This is a genomic window from Pseudomonas sp. GW821-FHT07F05, assembly GCF_059418765.1.
Map to the genome: position 1 here is coordinate 372,811 of NZ_JBWKQL010000001.1, position 15,262 is coordinate 388,072.

Here is a 15,262-nt window from a genome sequence, read left to right on the forward strand (position 1 = left end):
AGTACAGGGAGCACGCACGCCATGCAAACAGAGCGTTATGACCACAGCCGGGGCAGTCGTTACAAATTGTCACTGGCGTTGATGATGCTGCTGACGACCCTGTTGTCCGGCTGCGGGATCAACAACATTCCGACCTACGACGAGCAGGTCAAGGCTGCCTGGGCCCAGGTGCAGAACCAGTATCAGCGCCGCGCCGACCTGATCCCCAACCTGGTGGAAACGGTGAAGGGCTACGCCAAGCAAGAGCAGGACACCCTGACCGCAGTCATCGAAGCGCGTGCCAAGGCGACGTCGATTCAGGTGGACGCCAGTACGCTGAACGATCCGGCCAAGCTCAAGCAGTTCCAGGACGCACAAGGTCAGCTGACCGGCGCATTGAGCCGTTTGATGGTGGTCTCGGAGCGCTATCCGGACCTCAAATCCAACCAGAACTTCCTCGCGCTGCAGTCCCAGCTTGAAGGCACGGAAAACCGTATCGCGGTGGCCCGTCGCGACTTCATCACGGCGGTCGAGCGTTACAACACCGAGATCCGCACCTTCCCGGGCCGTCTGTGGCATACCGTGATGTACAGCGATCTGCCGGTGCGTCCGAACTTCGAAGCCACTGCCGCTGACGCTGACAAAGCGCCACAAGTGAAATTCTGATGGGACGCGCGCGGCGGGGAGTGCTGGTCGCGTTACTGGCGATGTCGGTGGGCGTATTTGCCCAGTGGGCGCAAGCCGACCTCACGTTTCCGCCGCTGACCGGGCGCGTCGTTGACACCGCCGGGATGATCGACGGCCCGAGCAAAGAGCATCTCGAACAGATGCTGCGCGCCCATGAAGAGCTGACCACCGAGCAGGTGGTGGTGGTCACATTGCCAGACCTGCAGAGCTCGACCATTGAGGACTACGGCTATCAGCTCGGTCGTCACTGGGGCATCGGCCAGAAGGGCAAGGACAACGGCGCTCTGTTGGTGGTCGCCCGGGACGAGCGCAAGGTGCGCATCGAAGTGGGTTACGGCCTGGAAGATCGCCTGACCGATGCGCAGTCGTCGGTGATCATCAATCAGATCATCACCCCGGCGTTCCGTCAGGGTGACTTCGTCGGCGGTATCACCAAAGGCGCCGAGGCGATGGTCCAGGTGCTCGGCGGCGATCCCCTTGCCGAGCCCGCCGTCGGCGCCACCGGCAGCGCGGCGGCAAGCGAGGACGAAGGCGTCGACTGGAAAGTGACCCTGCTGTTTCTGGTGCTGTTCGTGGTCATCAGTTACATCAGCGCACGTTCCGGGCGTGGCAGGTCCATCGGCTCCGGTGGCGGCGGCTTTGGCGGTTTCGGCTCTGGCGGCTCAGGGGGCTTCGGTTCCGGCGGCTCTGGCGGTTCGAGCTCGGGCGGTATGCGCGGTGGCGGTGGTGGTTTTGGCGGGGGCGGTGCCTCCGGTGGCTGGTAGTCGAACGCTCAGAAAGGGTTTGCGTGCATGACATTGCTCAATAAAGACGAACAACAGCGGGTTGCCCACGCCATCGAGACCGTCGAGCGTCAGACCGACGCGGAACTGGTGACGGTGCTGGCCACCAGCGCTGACGACTACACCTACGTGCCGCTGATCTGGGCCGGGGTCATCGCGTTGCTCGTACCGGGGCTGATCAACCTGCTGACGGGCTGGCTCAGCGCCAATCATCTGCTGCTGGTGCAGGTTGTCACGTTCATCGTGGTGGCGCTGGTGTGCCGGCTGCCGGGCATCACCACGCGGCTGGTGCCTGTTCGCGTGCGGCACTGGCGGGCGGGCAATCTGGCGCGTCGGCAGTTTCTTGAACAGAACCTGCACGCCACCGCCAATGGCACCGGCGTGCTGATTTTTGTTAGCGAGGCCGAGCGTTATGTCGAGATCATCGTCGACGACGGCATCGCCCGGCGCGTGGACAACGAAGTCTGGCGCTCGATGGTCGAGACCTTCACCCGGCAGGTGAAGGACGGCCGGATTGTGGAAGGTTTTATGGGGTGCATTACTTCGTGCGGCGAGGTGCTGAGCGAGCAGGTGCCCGTGACCCAGGCGCGCAACGAGTTGCCAAACCGGTTAGTGGTGTTGGAGTGATCTGATCGTTCCCGCGCTCCGCGGGGGAATGCCTCTGCTGACCTCCGCGTCATTTAATTGCACCTACCGCTCTCGACCCGCCTAAAATAGCGCCTCGCATTTCCGCTCCCGAGGCGCTTTCTGATGTCCGTTACCGCACCCGCCACCGTTCCTGCGCAGGATCACCGCGCTCAGTTCCTGAGTCTGCTTGACACCTGTCTGACGCAAAATTCGCTGATCAAACTGGTGCTGGCCAAGTATGTCGGAAGCGAAGCGGAGTTGCAGCGGGTCATCATCAAACCCGTCACGGTCAAGGATCAGCCGTGCCTGTCCTTCGTCTATCGCTACAAGACCCGCGACATCACCAAAAATCACCCCCTTGCCGAGGCGCAGACGCTGATCGCCAGCCTGCTGCCCGAGTCATTCAAGAACGCTCATCTGCTGTCGCTCACCGATGAAGTGCAGCTGGAGTTCAGCAAGAAGGGCAAGAGCACGCTATTCCGCAACAAGGCCCAGCAGGAGCGCGAAGCCCCGACCGCCGAGCATGACCGCGAGAAAAAACGTTACCTGGAACTGAGCCGGCCATTCCTGACCGATCTTGGTGTGACCAACAAGCAGCACGAGCTGATTCCGGCGATGTCACGCAAGTGGAAGCAGATCAACAAGTTCATCGAGGTGTTTTCCCACGCGCTGGCGACCTCGCCGATCACGCTGGACAAACCAGTGACGGTCGCGGATTTCGGCTCGGGCAAGGGTTATCTGACTTTCGCCATCCACGATTACCTGCGCAACACCTTGCAGGCTGAAGGCAACGTCACCGGCGTCGAGCTGCGCGAGGACATGGTCACGCTGTGCAACAACGCAGCCGCGCGGCTGGAGCATCCGGGGCTGGTGTTCAAGTGCGGTGACGTGCGTTCGGTGGCGCCCAGCGCGCTGGACGTGATGATCGCCTTGCACGCCTGCGACATCGCCACGGACTACGCGATTCACACCGGTATCCGCTCGGGCGCCTCGATCATCATGTGCTCGCCGTGCTGCCACAAACAGATCCGCCTGCAGATCCAGAGCCCGACGCTGCTCAAGCCGATGCTGCAATACGGTTTGCACATGGGCCAGCAGGCCGAAATGGTCACCGATGCCTTGCGAGCATTACTGCTGGAAGCGTGCGGCTATGAAACCAAGGTTTTCGAGTTCATTTCGCTGGAGCACACCAACAAGAACAAGATGATCCTGGCGGTCAAGCGCGCCGCCCCGGCGGACCCTGCCGAGCTGCTGGCAAAGATTCAGGAGCTGAAAGTGTTCTACGGCATTCAGGAGCAGTGCCTGGAGCGCTTGCTCCAGGCGGATGGCCTGCTGGGTTAGACGCGAGCGGCGGCGACCGGCTTTGGTGCGATCACCGCCGTTTTACGCCCGATGGCCAGCGTGACAACGACACCGGCGGCGAAGATCCAGGTCGTCGGGTCGATGTGCTCACCGAAAAACAGCGCCGAGAAGGCCATGGTGAAAAACAGCTGCACCAGCTGAATCTGACTGACCCGCGCGATGCCGCCCATGGCCAGTCCGGCGTACCAGGCGAAGAAACCGATGAATTGCGAGAACAGCGACACGTAACCGAAGGCCCACCAGGTGCCGGGAGAAATCGGGCCCTGATGCTGCCACGCCAGATAGCTGACGGGCACGATCAGCACCGGGATCGAAATCACCAGCGCCCAGCAGATCACCTGCCAGCCGCCCATCTCCTTGGCCAGGCGGCCGCCTTCGGCATAACCCAGCCCGCCAATCGCCACCGCGGCGACCATCAGCAGATCACCGGCCTGAAGATTGCCGGCCCCGCTGATCAGCGCGTAACCCAGCACCAGAACGCTGCCCATGGCGGCGCAGGCCCAGAAGGCTTTCGACGGGCGCTCGTGGGAGAGCCAGGCGGCGTAGATGGCGACCAGCAGTGGTTGCAGGCCATTGACCAGCGCGCCGTGGGAGGCGGGCAGGGTTTTCATGGCCCAGGCTGACAGCACCGGGAAACCGACGATCACCCCCAGCGCCACCACCATCAGCGCCTTGAACTGCGCGCGGGTAGGCCATTTTTCTCTGCGCCACAGCAGTAACGCCGCCGCTGGCACCGCCGCGAACAGGGCGCGGCCCAGACCGTTGAGCAAAGGATGGATTTCCTGCACCACGATGCGGGTCATGGGCAGCGTCAGGCTGAAGATCACCACGCCGATCAGTCCGAGGACCATTCCGGTGTTTTCACGAGAGGACATAAGGGGGCGTGCCTTGTTCTTGTTGGTGCGAAACGCGTGCTCATTCAGCCACAGAGGCGGCATGGGGGCCATTTACAGATGCGTGCGGAATCGTCCGTACACTTCAAAGGCTTCCCGGCTGAAGCCGGTCCTACGAACCGACCGCGATGCTTTTGTAGGGCCGGCTTCAGCCGGGAATCGGTCAAGGGGGGAACTGCCGTTTTCGAGGATTTTCCTGACTACCACTCAATCGACTCAAATGTTGGTGCAGAAGTTGAATGCAACGTTCCTGCAACAGTTTGAAGGTCAAATTGGTGCCGTCGAATTCAGCCAGGAGAGCCATCGTGTCGGTTATCGAAAAATGGGCGTTGCAGGGTGTCGTGGTATTCCTTTTCGCATGGATGGCGACGGTGGCGGCTCACTGGTCAGGCAGCGTCGTGCACACGACAAGCAGCGACCGACTCGCCGCTCTCAGCAGCATGCGCCTGACCACTGAATCGGTCGCCACCAGCGTCAATAAACACACGCAGGGTGGGGCAGTGGTCGTGGGGTCGTTGTCGGAAGGTAACGAATAAAGGGCAGCAGCTGGGAAGATTTGAAGCGGTGAGTAATTGGAAGACCGGACCTGTAGGGTCCGGTTTGTTCTGGGAGTACTTCCCTGATGCCCAAGCTCGCCCGACTGGCACGGCACTTGTGGGAGCGAGCTTGCTCGCGAAGACTGACTTATGGTCGCTGAAAGTTGGCAGCCTGTGACCGCCTATTCGTGAGCAAGCTCACTCCCACAAGATCAGCGTTCGTCGTCAGTTCTTGGGTGAACAATCTGGCGGGGTATCCGGCGGCGGGCCAACTTTAGCGCTAACCCTCAACTCTTCTTTAACTCCAACGCTTCCTTCAGCCTTGCCACCGGCACCGCAAGCGCCGGATCGCCCAACGGGTGGGTCGTGGCGTTGAAGAATGTCAGCTCGATGTTCTGCCCTTCAAACAGTTCGCTGTAGCGGCGTTTCTGGTGCTGGATGAAGGCGTCACTGCGCGGCAATACCGAGATGGCGATGTGCTTGGGACGGGCTTGGAGAATGGCGTTGAGAATGTGTCGATCCTGCTTGCCCAGCGAGTGGCCGAAGACGCATAGCGCGCCCTCATGCTGCGCCAGTTGGGTGTGGCAAAACGACAGATAGTCCGAACCGCGGATGATCTTCATCTTGTCGTCGCTAGGGCCCTCACAGACAAACAGCGGCACATCTTCCAGCGCGTTGATCGCGAAACTGCCCAGCAGCGTGCTCTCCGAAGACAGCAACTTGCGCGCCGTGCCATCGAAGTTCTTCACCAGGTGCATGCCGCCATGCAGGTACAAAATGCGCGTGGCGTGGCTGTCGGTGCGGTGCAGGTTGAACACAGCGTCATCGTCGAACAGATCATCGAACGGCTGCGCGCCATGCATCGCTGCCCAGTATGCCAGCAGGTCGTAGTTGGTGGAGTACACCGTCTGGTACGGGCTCAGGGCTTCGCTGATCTTGCCAATAGTCGCCGCCTCCATCAGGCGCCACGGAATATGCGCCGAGCGGATGCCATGAATCAGGGCTTCCTTGATCGCGAAATAGCGGTTGCGTGGCGATGACGAACCAATCGTCAGCGCCGCGTTGACCCGCATCGCGACTTTCAAGCCGCTGAGTACGGGCTCGAAATTCTCCGTTTCCATGGATTTGAACAGCGCCAGCTCGGTGGCGCTCAAGGGTTTGTTGCGCGTGGTCTGCGCCAGCTCGAACAGCGAGTCGTAGGCGAAGTTCTTCCACACGGCAAGACTGGCGCCGTTGCCCAGCAGCAATCCCGAGCAGGGATTGACGGCTTGCAGCGTGTTCCAGTCGGCCAGTTCGGCATCAAAATCCGTGAATTCCATCATCTCGCTTCGCTTTCAGGTGAGCAGGTACTGACCGGACGCCAGAACGGAGGGGACTTATAGAAACCCAGGTCGGCATTGTCAACGCGGCATCCCGGCTTCGAACAATTTGAGGAGCGTGCCGCTGGTCTCGGTAACGTCTATAGAGTGAATGACGGGTGTAAGGTTTAATCCGACAACCCATAACACTCTCTTGAATGAGAGGAGATGACCATGCATACCGCAATGCTCAGCAAGACGCACTTCAACGGTTACGATGTGATTAACGTGAACAACGGGCCTTGGCGGGTCTGCACCCACCGTGATCGATTAGGCTCGTTCTCCATGCGCGAAGAAGCCATGGCTTATGCAGCCTCCTTGCCGGCCTATCAAGAGCGGACGGCGTTAGCACCTGCCGCTAAAGCGCACTAATGACACGACTCGTCGCCATTTGAGCTCTGGTGTTGCCGGAGCTCAATCGGCCGGATAGCAACTCGTGAACTGCACTATCCGTTTGCGAAGTTTCATGCAGACTGCACGATTTCGCATTTTCCGTGTTCTTCTAACTTCCTGATTCACCGGGCTTTTCGATATCTCGCTATATCGGCACGGTCGATGCAACTCTCATCACGAACCTGCAGGGTCGGCACTTAGATCGATCCGCCTACCGTGATTCAGAGGAAACAACATGAACGCCATCGAACTGTTGAAAGCCGACCATGAACGCGTAAAAGCCATCTTGACCCAACTGAGCGAGTCCACCGAGCGCGGCGTTAAAAAGCGCACTGACTTGCTGGCCAAACTGGAGATGGAAATCACCATCCATACCAAGATCGAGGAAGAAATTCTCTATCCGGCGTTTAAAGAGGCGGGCGGCAAAGAGCAGGACATCATGTACTACGAAGCCAAGGAAGAGCACCGCACCGTCGACGCTCTGGTGCTGCCGGACCTCAAGCAAACTGACCCTGCCACCCCGGAATTTTCGGGTCGTGTGAAAGTGGTCAAAGAGCTGCTGGAACACCACATCGAGGAAGAAGAGGAAGAGATGTTCCCGCAGGCTGAAAAGCTGCTGGGCAAGAAGATGCTGGAAGAGCTGGGTGCGCAGATGGAAGCGATGAAGGCTGAGTACAAGAAGTCCCTGTCGTCGCCGAGCATTGCGGCGTAAGCGTTGGTGGAATGAACAAGCCCGGAGTTTTCCGGGCTTTTTTGTGGGTGAAAGTTTTAGTCCGGTTTACTGGTGCAGCGCACTTACTTGCCTCTTCCCGGCTGAAGCCGGTCCTACATTTGGATTGCATGCATTCAGCTGGACTGGCGGTGGCCTCCATTGTGGGACCGGCTTTAGCCGGGAAAGCGTCAGCCGTCACGCTGCAAAGCTGATGGCGAACACACTTGCCTCTTCCCGGCCAAAGCCAGTCCCACAAAAAACGGGAGCTTTGTATACCTGTGTATTCAGACCCCCTGCTGATACGTGCTGACTGAAAGCTCGCCTTCAGCGACACATTGCAGATACGTGCAGCGCATTCAATGGTTCACAGCGAAGAGCGGGGCCAGGCGTTAGCTATCCCGGTCGAGCCCCCGACCATGACTGCACACTGAGGAAGCACACCATGAAAAGAAGCAACGCGTCATTACTGCTAAGCGTTTTTACGGCGGGCGCCCTGGCGCTGGGCGTTGCCGGTGCGGCTCAGGCGGCACCGTTGAAGAACATCGTGCTGGTGCACGGCGCCTTTGTGAACGGGTCGGGCTGGAAGCCGGTTTACGAGATCCTGCGCAAGGACGGGTACAACGTCTCGATCGCTGAACACCCACTGACTTCCTTCACCGATGACGTGACTGCCGTCAAGCGCATCGTTGACCAGCAGGATGGCCCGACGATTCTGGTCGGCCACAGTTACGGCGGCGCGATCATCACGGATGTCGGCAATGACGCTCATGTCGTGGGCCTGGTGTACATCGCCGCCCACGCGCTGGATCAGGGTGAAACCGAAGCACAGAACGGCAAGCTGTACCCCAATGCCACCAAAGCGGTGAAGAAAACCGCTGACGGCTTCCTGTCCCTTGACCCAGCGTTCTATCCGGCGGACTTCGCGGCTGACCTGCCCAAGGCTCAGGCTGAATTCGAAGCCATTTCCCAGGAGCCGACCGCGGCGTCAGTGTTTACCACACCCGCTGGCGTGCCTGCGTGGAAAACCAAGCCTAGCTGGTACGCAGTGGCCGGGGCAGACCGGATCATCAACCCGGACCTTGAGCGCATGTACGCCAAGCGAGCCAACAGCCACACCATCGAGATCAACGGCGCCAGTCACTCGGTGTACCAGTCCCGTCCGCAGGAAGTGGCCGCGTTGATCGAACAGGCAGCGACCCACGCGGCGGATTGACGCATCGCACCCACGACTGGCCTGCAACCCTTGCAACGTCCAAGGCTCACTTGTGAATCAGGCCACGTCGACGACGTCTGGTCCGCATATCAGGTCCACCGGCATCGGTTGCAAACGCCCGATCATGGGCTTGGCAAACAGATAGCCCTGCATCAGCTCGACGCCCAGATCCAGCAGGGCATCGCGCTCTTCGCAGGTCTCGATGCCTTCGGCCACGACAGTGATTCCCAGCCGCCCCGAAACCAGCACAATCCCTTCAACAATCGCCCGACGCACGGCGTCCTGATCGATGTCACGGGTGAGCGCCATATCGATCTTCAGGACCTGTGGTTGAAACATCGCCAGCATGTTGAGGCCGGAATAACCTGATCCGAAGTCATCAATAGCGGTGGTGAAACCTTGCCGCTCGTACTCTTCGAAAATGGATTTGAGATGATTTGGATCATCTACACGCTCACCTTCGGTGACTTCGAACATGAGCCGATCCACCGGAAAATCGAACGTCCGAGACGCCTCAAGCGTTGCCCGAATGCATGTCTCTGCGCGGTACACCGCTTTGGGCAGGAAATTGATACTCAGCTTGCAGTCTGGAATCGCGGGCAGGCCCAGCTGGGTAGCGAGCTCAATGGCCCTGACCCGACACGCCTGATCGAAACGGTAGCGGTTGCCGTCGTTGACCTGACCCAAAATAAACGCAGCGGACTCGCCATTGACACCACGGACCAGCGCCTCATAAGCGAAGGGCGCCCCGGTGGTGACATTGAAAATAGGTTGGAAAGCCATGGTGAAGTCGAAGCCCAGCCCTTCGAGATTTCGACACTCAGCGCAGCCAATGGATTCGAAGGTTGCCAAGGGGATATGTTGCATGATCGTCACTGCCTTGAGATTTCGTCGCTCGATGGATGAATTTTGAGCAACTGGTTTCTCTGTATCGGCAGTCGGCGCGGAATCTGTGATGCGGATTTGCAGCAGGGGATTAACGGTAACGAAATCGGTGCCTGAGAAGGCGGCGGTATGAGTCGGTCTTTTAGAAGACGAGGCAGGAATCGAGCTTGATTCAGAGCGAGGAGGGCGGCTGAAAAGCCCGGAAACACTGGGGGAGATGGAGCGGGTAGAGGGAATCGAACCCTCAACTAAAGCTTGGGAAGCTTTCGTTTTGCCACTAAACTATACCCGCTTTTAACCTGACGCCTTTGGAGCGGCTGACTTTGTACCAGATGCCGCGTGTTAATTGAAGCGTTATATGCCGCACCTGCCAAATGCCATCTAGCCAACCCCTGATTCGCCGTCCAATGGCACTCATCAGGGTCTGCAGCAAACCATTCCTTCCCCGTCTGCTCCCCCTCTCATCTCCCATTCCAATCACACCGCAAACGCCTGTTGCGACTGACCCGTTCTGTAGTGAACGCGCCGGGGTTCGGGCGCGGGCGTCAGAAACCCATGTATGGCCTCTTTCGATGCCAGGCACGCTGCCTTGCTCTCCATGTCGAGAAAGTGCCCGGCATCCTGAATGGTGCTGAAATGGCAGTCGCGAATGTAGTGGGCGAAGTGCCGGGCGTCGGCAGCCGAGGTGTACTCGTCCCACACACCGTTCATGAACAGCACCGGCACATTGATGCGCCTGGCGGCTTTCATCTGCGGATGATTGCTCGCGTCCAGCACATGGTTGATGTGGTGGTGCATCTGCGCGTACTCGTGCAGATCCAGGGAGCTGACGTGCTTGTGGTTGTATCGCTTGAACAGAGAAGGCAGGTGTTTGCCCAGCGTGCTGTTGAGTAACTCACCGACGCCATGGCGATTGTAGGCGGCGAAGTGTTGCCGGCCGCGCTCGAGGTAGTCGCGCAGCGGGTCGCTGATGACAGGGGAGAACGAGCTGATCACGGCTTTCTCGATGCGCTTGGGCCGATGCGCCAGGGCGACCAGCGCCGCCGCGCCACCCCATGAAAACGACAGCAGCAGTTCGGCGTTGAAGTGGTCGATGAGCTCCAGAAGCAACTGACCTTCCAGCTCCTTGGTCAGGGGGCGTTCATGGGCATTGTGGGGTTTTGATTTGCCGGCGTAAGGCGGGTCGTACAGCACGACGTTGAATTGCGGGTGAAGGTTGCGCACGGTTTGAGCGAAGGAGATGGTCGTGGCGAGCGAGCCATTGACCAAAATGATGGTCTTCTCGGCAGCGTCTGCGCGATAGAGCTCCGTGTAAACCCGGAACTGGCCTTGTATGTCCAGCACAGCGATTTCTGGCTTCATCTCCATGTCTCCTGACGAAAAAACGGGGTGCGCGTAGAGACGTTGCACGTGTTTCGTGACAGGTAGGCAATTCGACGCAGGTTTCAGATCAACGCGATTTCGTCGGGCCTCAGGGCTCTGTACTGTCCGGGGGCCAGCGCCGGGTCGAGTCTCAGCGGTCCCATGCTCTCGCGGTGCAGCCGGGTCACCTTGTTGTCGAAGTGGCCGAACATGCGTTTGACCTGATGGTAACGCCCTTCAACGATGCTCAGCCGGGCGCGGTGACTGCCCAGAATCGTCAGCTCGGCAGGCTGTGTCGTCAGGTCTTCAAACGCGAAATAAAACCCTTCAGCGAATTTCTCGACGTAGTGCGCGCCGATGTCGTCTTCGGTCTCGACGTCATAGACCTTCGCCAGTTTGGTGATCGGCTGCGTCAGGCGGCGCGACCACTGCCCATCGTTGGTGATGAGCATCAGCCCGGAGGTGTTGAAATCCAGGCGGCCGGCGATGTGCAGATCGTCCTTGTCGGGTTCCTCAAGCAGGTCGAGCACGGTGGGGTGCTGCGGATCGACGGTTGCGCTGACGCAGCCCGGAGGCTTGTGCAGCATGAAATACCGCGCCGGTTTACCGTGCTGTAGGACTTCGTCGTCGATCCGTACCTGACTAAACTCGCGGACCTCGTGCAGCGGGTTTTTTACCAGCAACCCGTCGACGTGCACACGGCCTGCGATCAGTGCCAGTCGTACATCTTTGCGGCTGAAGCGCGGCAGGTTGCTGAGGAAACGGTCAAGACGCATCGCGACTCGCCGCTTCAAGGCCCGCGCATCGCGGGCAGAGGCATGCCTGTCCACGGACCTCTTCGGGTAGAGCTGCCAGTACCGCCGGGTCGATCTCGGCGGTAAAACACCAGCAGGCTTGATCCACTGTGCGCGGATCAGCCAGGGTGCAGCGGTTACTGGCGCCGCAAACGGGGCAGATGCTCGTGTCGATGATGTGAGTGTCCATGTAGAGCGCCGCCTTTGAGTGCCGCCAATGCTAGCGCGCGGCCCTGTCTCGCGCCATGAGCATGTGATCCCGGGCAACGCGCCTACGGGGTAATCGGCGACTGGCCTTGCGGGGCGACGAAAGAGGGCGCGCGCCCCAGCATAGAACCCACGGCAGGACAGCGGCAATGCACCAGCAGGATGTTGTCGTAGTGAATGCCCTGCCGACTCAGTTCGGTGAACAGATCCTCCAGGGTCGGGCGGGTCATGCCGAACCGGTTGCGCACGGTCAGCACATCCATGGGCGTTGCAGGGAGCAGGCTGGGCAGCGGCGGTTGATGGCTGTTGCGCACGATCTGGCTGATGTCCCTGTAACTCTCGTAGTGCTCGCTCTGGAATTTCGCCAGGGTGTAATTCTTGATGCGTCCCGGCAATGAAGTGCCGGCCATCAGCGTGTCCCGGGCGAACATGTCCGGAAAGGGCCCGACGCCGGGGCCGGGCACCGGCTGCGCAGTGTTCAGCAGGGCGTAGGGCCGCACCGACTGGCTGGCGATCCGGTGCAGCATCGGGTCGACCAGCTCGTGACCGTGGGGCGCGTAAGTTCGCAGTTCGGTGCCGTTGGGAATGGCCGTCGTGCGCGTCCAGGGCAAGTAGTAGCCGTGGCTGCTGACGACCAGGGTGCGTGCCTGGGTCCGGTCCGATGTCCACAGCAGAAATTTGCGCCCCAGCTTCCACACTTGAACCGACGACGTGCCGAATTCGGCATTACCCGCCACGCTCCACGTCTTCATCAGGCCCGCTCCATTGAAGAACGGCTTGAGCAGCGATTTGCGTGGGTGGGTCGCCCTGCGCAGCCAGTCGCCGAAATTGCGTGCCGGCAGCGCAGTCTTCACTCGACTCAGCCCTCGGCCCAGTGCTGTGGCAGGCGCTGCGAGTTTGCGGAACGCCTGAAAAAGTCGTGGCGTGGCCGGTGCCATGTGCAACAGCCCCAGAGACAGAATGGCGAACATCACCTGGCGCCGTTCCTTCTGACGGTCGCCGGGGAGGTTGGCGGCCTGAATGCCCAGCGAAACGCTGGCCGCGCTGGCCGTCAGCGCCGCAACGGAGGCTGCCGGCAGCACGAGCGCCATGGGTGCCAATAACAGTTGCAGGCGATTGAGGTGTTGAATCCAGGCGCCGAGTGCCTGCTCGCGGTCGGTCACGATGCTGTCCTCGGCGTCGTACTGGCTGTTAAGACGCAGGCCCTCACAGATGAACGCCATGGGCGAGCCGGACACTTCCTGCTCGCACAGTTCACGCTGCCGGGCGGCATGGGTGTCCGGGCTGTAGAGCGGCTCTGTCCAGGGACGCAGGATCGACACCGGTTCGGCCGGCGCTCGGACCCCGCCCCACAGTTCGAGGATATAACCGAGCTTGGCGTGAAAACGGCGCGGCATGGAATTGAGCACCGTCTCGCGCCATGCAGGGTTGGCGGCAGCGGTAGTCAGGTGTTCGATGAGCTGCTGACGATCACTGAATGCCACGAACGGCGTGGACTGCCCGGCCTGATAAAGCACCCCGCCTTCCTGGTCGGGCGCGCTGATCATCAACAAGCCCACGCAGGGAGGGCAGTGGGAGTTCAGTGGCAGTCCGCTGCTCACGTGAAAGCCCACAGCGCTCCAGCGGATCCGTTCTGCAACGAGAAGCGGCGGCTCTGGCGCAGGCACCTGCTGCGCCTGCCCCACGGCATCGATCACCCTCTGGAAACTGTTCATGGAAAGGTCTCCGCTCTTGAAGGCCAGCAGCGCCTGGCTGACGAACGTCGACCAGAGCGAACGCTCGATGTCAGCGCGTTGCTGCCGCCAGAACTGGTCGAGTCGAAGCTGCATGAGGCCGAGAAAATCGACGCCCTGGATGTGCGCCTCGACGCTGGCGGCGCTGATGTTCAATTCCGCCTCGGGCCTCCAGGCCCCGTTCCCGCTCGGGTCTGCGTAGACGACCCAGCGACCGCCTTCATCATCGTAGCCCTGGGGCTGAAGCGCCCTGAACCGGCTCAACAGTGCCTGACTCAGCGTGACGGGCGTTTCGTCCGGCGTGACGATCACGTTCGCCGCTGCGATTCGCGGGTGGCCCCACGGCGTCCTCGACGTGCCGGGCAGGTAGCGGATGAATACGCGCCGGGGGTCTGTGATCGGCGTGTGCGTTTGCTTCAACGGGACAGGCTTGAGTCGGGGGGACACCTGCCTGAGCCACTGGCCCATGAGCCGGTTTGCGAACCCGAGCGGGGTCGGGATTCGCGCCAGCAGCGGCTCATGGTGCTGCCAGTGATCGAGGGCGCTGACCAGTGCCAGTGCCGGCTCGATGGGCATGAGCGCCGCGTGGTCGTCGTCGATGAATGCGTCGGTTGATTCAACCGCATCGATGCCCGTCAGTCGCTCAGCGCAAAAGCGTTGCTGGGCGACACGCAGTTGAGTGAATACGTCGTCCGAAGGCGCCGCCAGCGTCAGGGTGATTTGCGTGCCATCGATCGAAAGATTGATCCGATGCCAGGCCGATGCGTTGATCGCCTCCAGCACCTTGTCCGCTTTCCAGGGCGCGTCATCGCTGATGTACTCATGGCACAGGGGCGCGCTGCCCAGCACGTGGACATAGCAATGCCCCGTGGTATTGGAGCGTAGATGGAAGATACCGGGGATGATCTCGCCGTTCAGCGCCACCCCGCGCACGACCGAGCGTGCCGGCGGTCCGGCCGACTGCAGATCCTGAACACCAAGCGGGAAACGTGTGAGCCCCAGCGCATCCAGCGCCAACAGATGGCCCTCATTATCGATCCGCTTGCGCGAATGCAAACGGGTCACACCATCGAGAAACGCCAGCTCGGCGAGCCTTTTCCATGTGTCGCCGTGATGCTCCCAGAACTGACGTTGCACCTGCTCATATTCCAGTGTCCATCGGGCTTCGATGAGCAGCTCGAAAAACGCCGATACGGTTAGGGTGGGCGTCGACGCCGACAGCGGGCGATCCGCCTCGGCGCAGCGTCGAAGGGCGAGGAGTCCGGGCGGATTCAGCGTCTCCCGGCCCAGCTCGCGTAACGTCAGGCGCAGCTCGAAACGCTCCCGACCGTCGGTTTCGACGGCCGGCTCCAGCGCGGTGCTAAAACTGACGTGCAGCTCATCAAGGTCAATGGGCGTGCCAAATCTGGCCTGTAGCGTTTCCTCCAGCCGCTGGTCCAGATGGCGGACGACCGAGGGCGGAAACGCCAGATCGAGTTGCCAGGCCTTCAACACCCAGACCGATCCGTACAACAACTCGGCGACCGGACTGACGGCCTGGCGCATCAAGCGCTTGTGGTTAATCCCGTAAGCTTCGCTGGCGGACGCGGTGGCGGGCTCCGGGGATTCAGCCGGGCGCAAAGGTTCCGCGAACGGCGAAACGCTGAACCCCCCGCCATTGTGCAGGGTGTCGTTGGAAAGGAGATCAAGGCCGCTCGCGGAATCAGAGCTGCTGCGGTCGTTCATGAAAAATCGCGCCA

General features: G+C 60.7%; 15 protein-coding genes and 1 tRNA gene. 8 read left to right on the forward strand and 8 right to left on the reverse strand.

Annotated elements, in window-relative coordinates; all coding sequences use genetic code 11:
- Nucleotides 1-81 precede the first annotated feature (81 nt).
- The 4 genes from AC07RO_RS01780 (at nucleotide 82) to AC07RO_RS01795 (ending at nucleotide 3,416) form a co-directional block, all read left to right on the forward strand.
- Nucleotides 82-645, forward strand: a complete 564-nt coding sequence (locus tag AC07RO_RS01780) for a LemA family protein (RefSeq protein WP_420793016.1) — start codon at nucleotides 82-84, stop codon at nucleotides 643-645.
- Complete coding sequence (locus tag AC07RO_RS01785) at nucleotides 645-1,430, forward strand: TPM domain-containing protein (RefSeq protein ID WP_495085130.1); 786 nt, start codon at nucleotides 645-647, stop codon at nucleotides 1,428-1,430. Before AC07RO_RS01780 ends, AC07RO_RS01785 begins: the two co-directional genes overlap by 1 nt.
- A 27-nt stretch (nucleotides 1,431-1,457) precedes the next feature.
- A complete protein-coding gene (locus tag AC07RO_RS01790; RefSeq protein ID WP_495085131.1) occupies nucleotides 1,458-2,075 on the forward strand; it encodes a TPM domain-containing protein in 618 nt (205 codons plus the stop codon).
- A 123-nt stretch (nucleotides 2,076-2,198) separates the two neighbouring features.
- A complete protein-coding gene (locus tag AC07RO_RS01795) occupies nucleotides 2,199-3,416 on the forward strand; it encodes a class I SAM-dependent methyltransferase (RefSeq protein WP_495085132.1) in 1,218 nt (405 codons plus the stop codon).
- Here AC07RO_RS01795 and AC07RO_RS01800 read toward each other — a convergent pair.
- A complete protein-coding gene (locus tag AC07RO_RS01800; RefSeq protein ID WP_495008652.1) occupies nucleotides 3,413-4,312 on the reverse strand; it encodes a DMT family transporter in 900 nt (299 codons plus the stop codon). The genes AC07RO_RS01795 and AC07RO_RS01800 overlap by 4 nt on opposite strands.
- Before the next feature lie 323 nt (nucleotides 4,313-4,635).
- Here AC07RO_RS01800 and AC07RO_RS01805 point away from each other — a divergent pair, with 323 nt between their 5' ends.
- Entirely contained in the window at nucleotides 4,636-4,866 is a 231-nt protein-coding gene (locus AC07RO_RS01805; RefSeq protein WP_192171667.1) for a hypothetical protein, read from the forward strand.
- A gap of 287 nt (nucleotides 4,867-5,153) precedes the next feature.
- Here AC07RO_RS01805 and AC07RO_RS01810 read toward each other — a convergent pair whose 3' ends face one another.
- Nucleotides 5,154-6,185 carry a DUF4917 family protein gene (locus AC07RO_RS01810; RefSeq protein WP_282366286.1) on the reverse strand — a complete coding sequence of 344 codons (1,032 nt, stop codon included), beginning with the start codon at nucleotides 6,183-6,185 and terminating at the stop codon, nucleotides 5,154-5,156.
- A 213-nt stretch (nucleotides 6,186-6,398) separates the two neighbouring features.
- Here AC07RO_RS01810 and AC07RO_RS01815 point away from each other — a divergent pair, with 213 nt between their 5' ends.
- The 3 genes from AC07RO_RS01815 to AC07RO_RS01825 all read left to right on the forward strand — a co-directional run bounded on the left by AC07RO_RS01815 (nucleotide 6,399) and on the right by AC07RO_RS01825 (nucleotide 8,542).
- Entirely contained in the window at nucleotides 6,399-6,596 is a 198-nt protein-coding gene (locus AC07RO_RS01815) for a DUF2188 domain-containing protein (protein WP_495085133.1), read from the forward strand.
- 256 nt (nucleotides 6,597-6,852) lie between these two features.
- Entirely contained in the window at nucleotides 6,853-7,329 is a 477-nt protein-coding gene (locus AC07RO_RS01820) for a PA2171 family ribosome-binding persister protein (protein ID WP_346630758.1), read from the forward strand.
- Between the two features lie 442 nt (nucleotides 7,330-7,771).
- Nucleotides 7,772-8,542 carry an alpha/beta hydrolase gene (locus AC07RO_RS01825; RefSeq protein ID WP_495085134.1) on the forward strand — a complete coding sequence of 257 codons (771 nt, stop codon included), beginning with the start codon at nucleotides 7,772-7,774 and terminating at the stop codon, nucleotides 8,540-8,542.
- A 57-nt stretch (nucleotides 8,543-8,599) separates the two neighbouring features.
- Here AC07RO_RS01825 and AC07RO_RS01830 read toward each other — a convergent pair whose 3' ends face one another.
- The 6 genes from AC07RO_RS01830 to AC07RO_RS01855 all read right to left on the reverse strand — a co-directional run bounded on the left by AC07RO_RS01830 (nucleotide 8,600) and on the right by AC07RO_RS01855 (nucleotide 15,248).
- Complete coding sequence (locus AC07RO_RS01830; protein ID WP_495085332.1) at nucleotides 8,600-9,409, reverse strand: EAL domain-containing protein; 810 nt, start codon at nucleotides 9,407-9,409, stop codon at nucleotides 8,600-8,602.
- Between the two features lie 236 nt (nucleotides 9,410-9,645).
- Nucleotides 9,646-9,719: transfer RNA gene (locus AC07RO_RS01835), tRNA-Gly, on the reverse strand.
- A gap of 185 nt (nucleotides 9,720-9,904) precedes the next feature.
- Nucleotides 9,905-10,789, reverse strand: coding sequence for an alpha/beta fold hydrolase (locus tag AC07RO_RS01840; RefSeq protein WP_495085135.1), 885 nt, complete (start codon nucleotides 10,787-10,789; stop codon nucleotides 9,905-9,907).
- Nucleotides 10,790-10,872: 83 nt separating this feature from the next.
- Nucleotides 10,873-11,565 (reverse strand): pseudouridine synthase, encoded by a 693-nt coding sequence (locus tag AC07RO_RS01845; protein WP_495085136.1) that lies wholly within the window; start codon nucleotides 11,563-11,565, stop codon nucleotides 10,873-10,875.
- Nucleotides 11,555-11,773 carry a cysteine-rich CWC family protein gene (locus tag AC07RO_RS01850; RefSeq protein WP_282366114.1) on the reverse strand — a complete coding sequence of 73 codons (219 nt, stop codon included), beginning with the start codon at nucleotides 11,771-11,773 and terminating at the stop codon, nucleotides 11,555-11,557. Before AC07RO_RS01850 ends, AC07RO_RS01845 begins: the two co-directional genes overlap by 11 nt.
- Before the next feature lie 82 nt (nucleotides 11,774-11,855).
- Nucleotides 11,856-15,248, reverse strand: coding sequence for a dermonecrotic toxin domain-containing protein (locus AC07RO_RS01855; protein WP_495085137.1), 3,393 nt, complete (start codon nucleotides 15,246-15,248; stop codon nucleotides 11,856-11,858).
- Nucleotides 15,249-15,262: the final 14 nt, after the last annotated feature.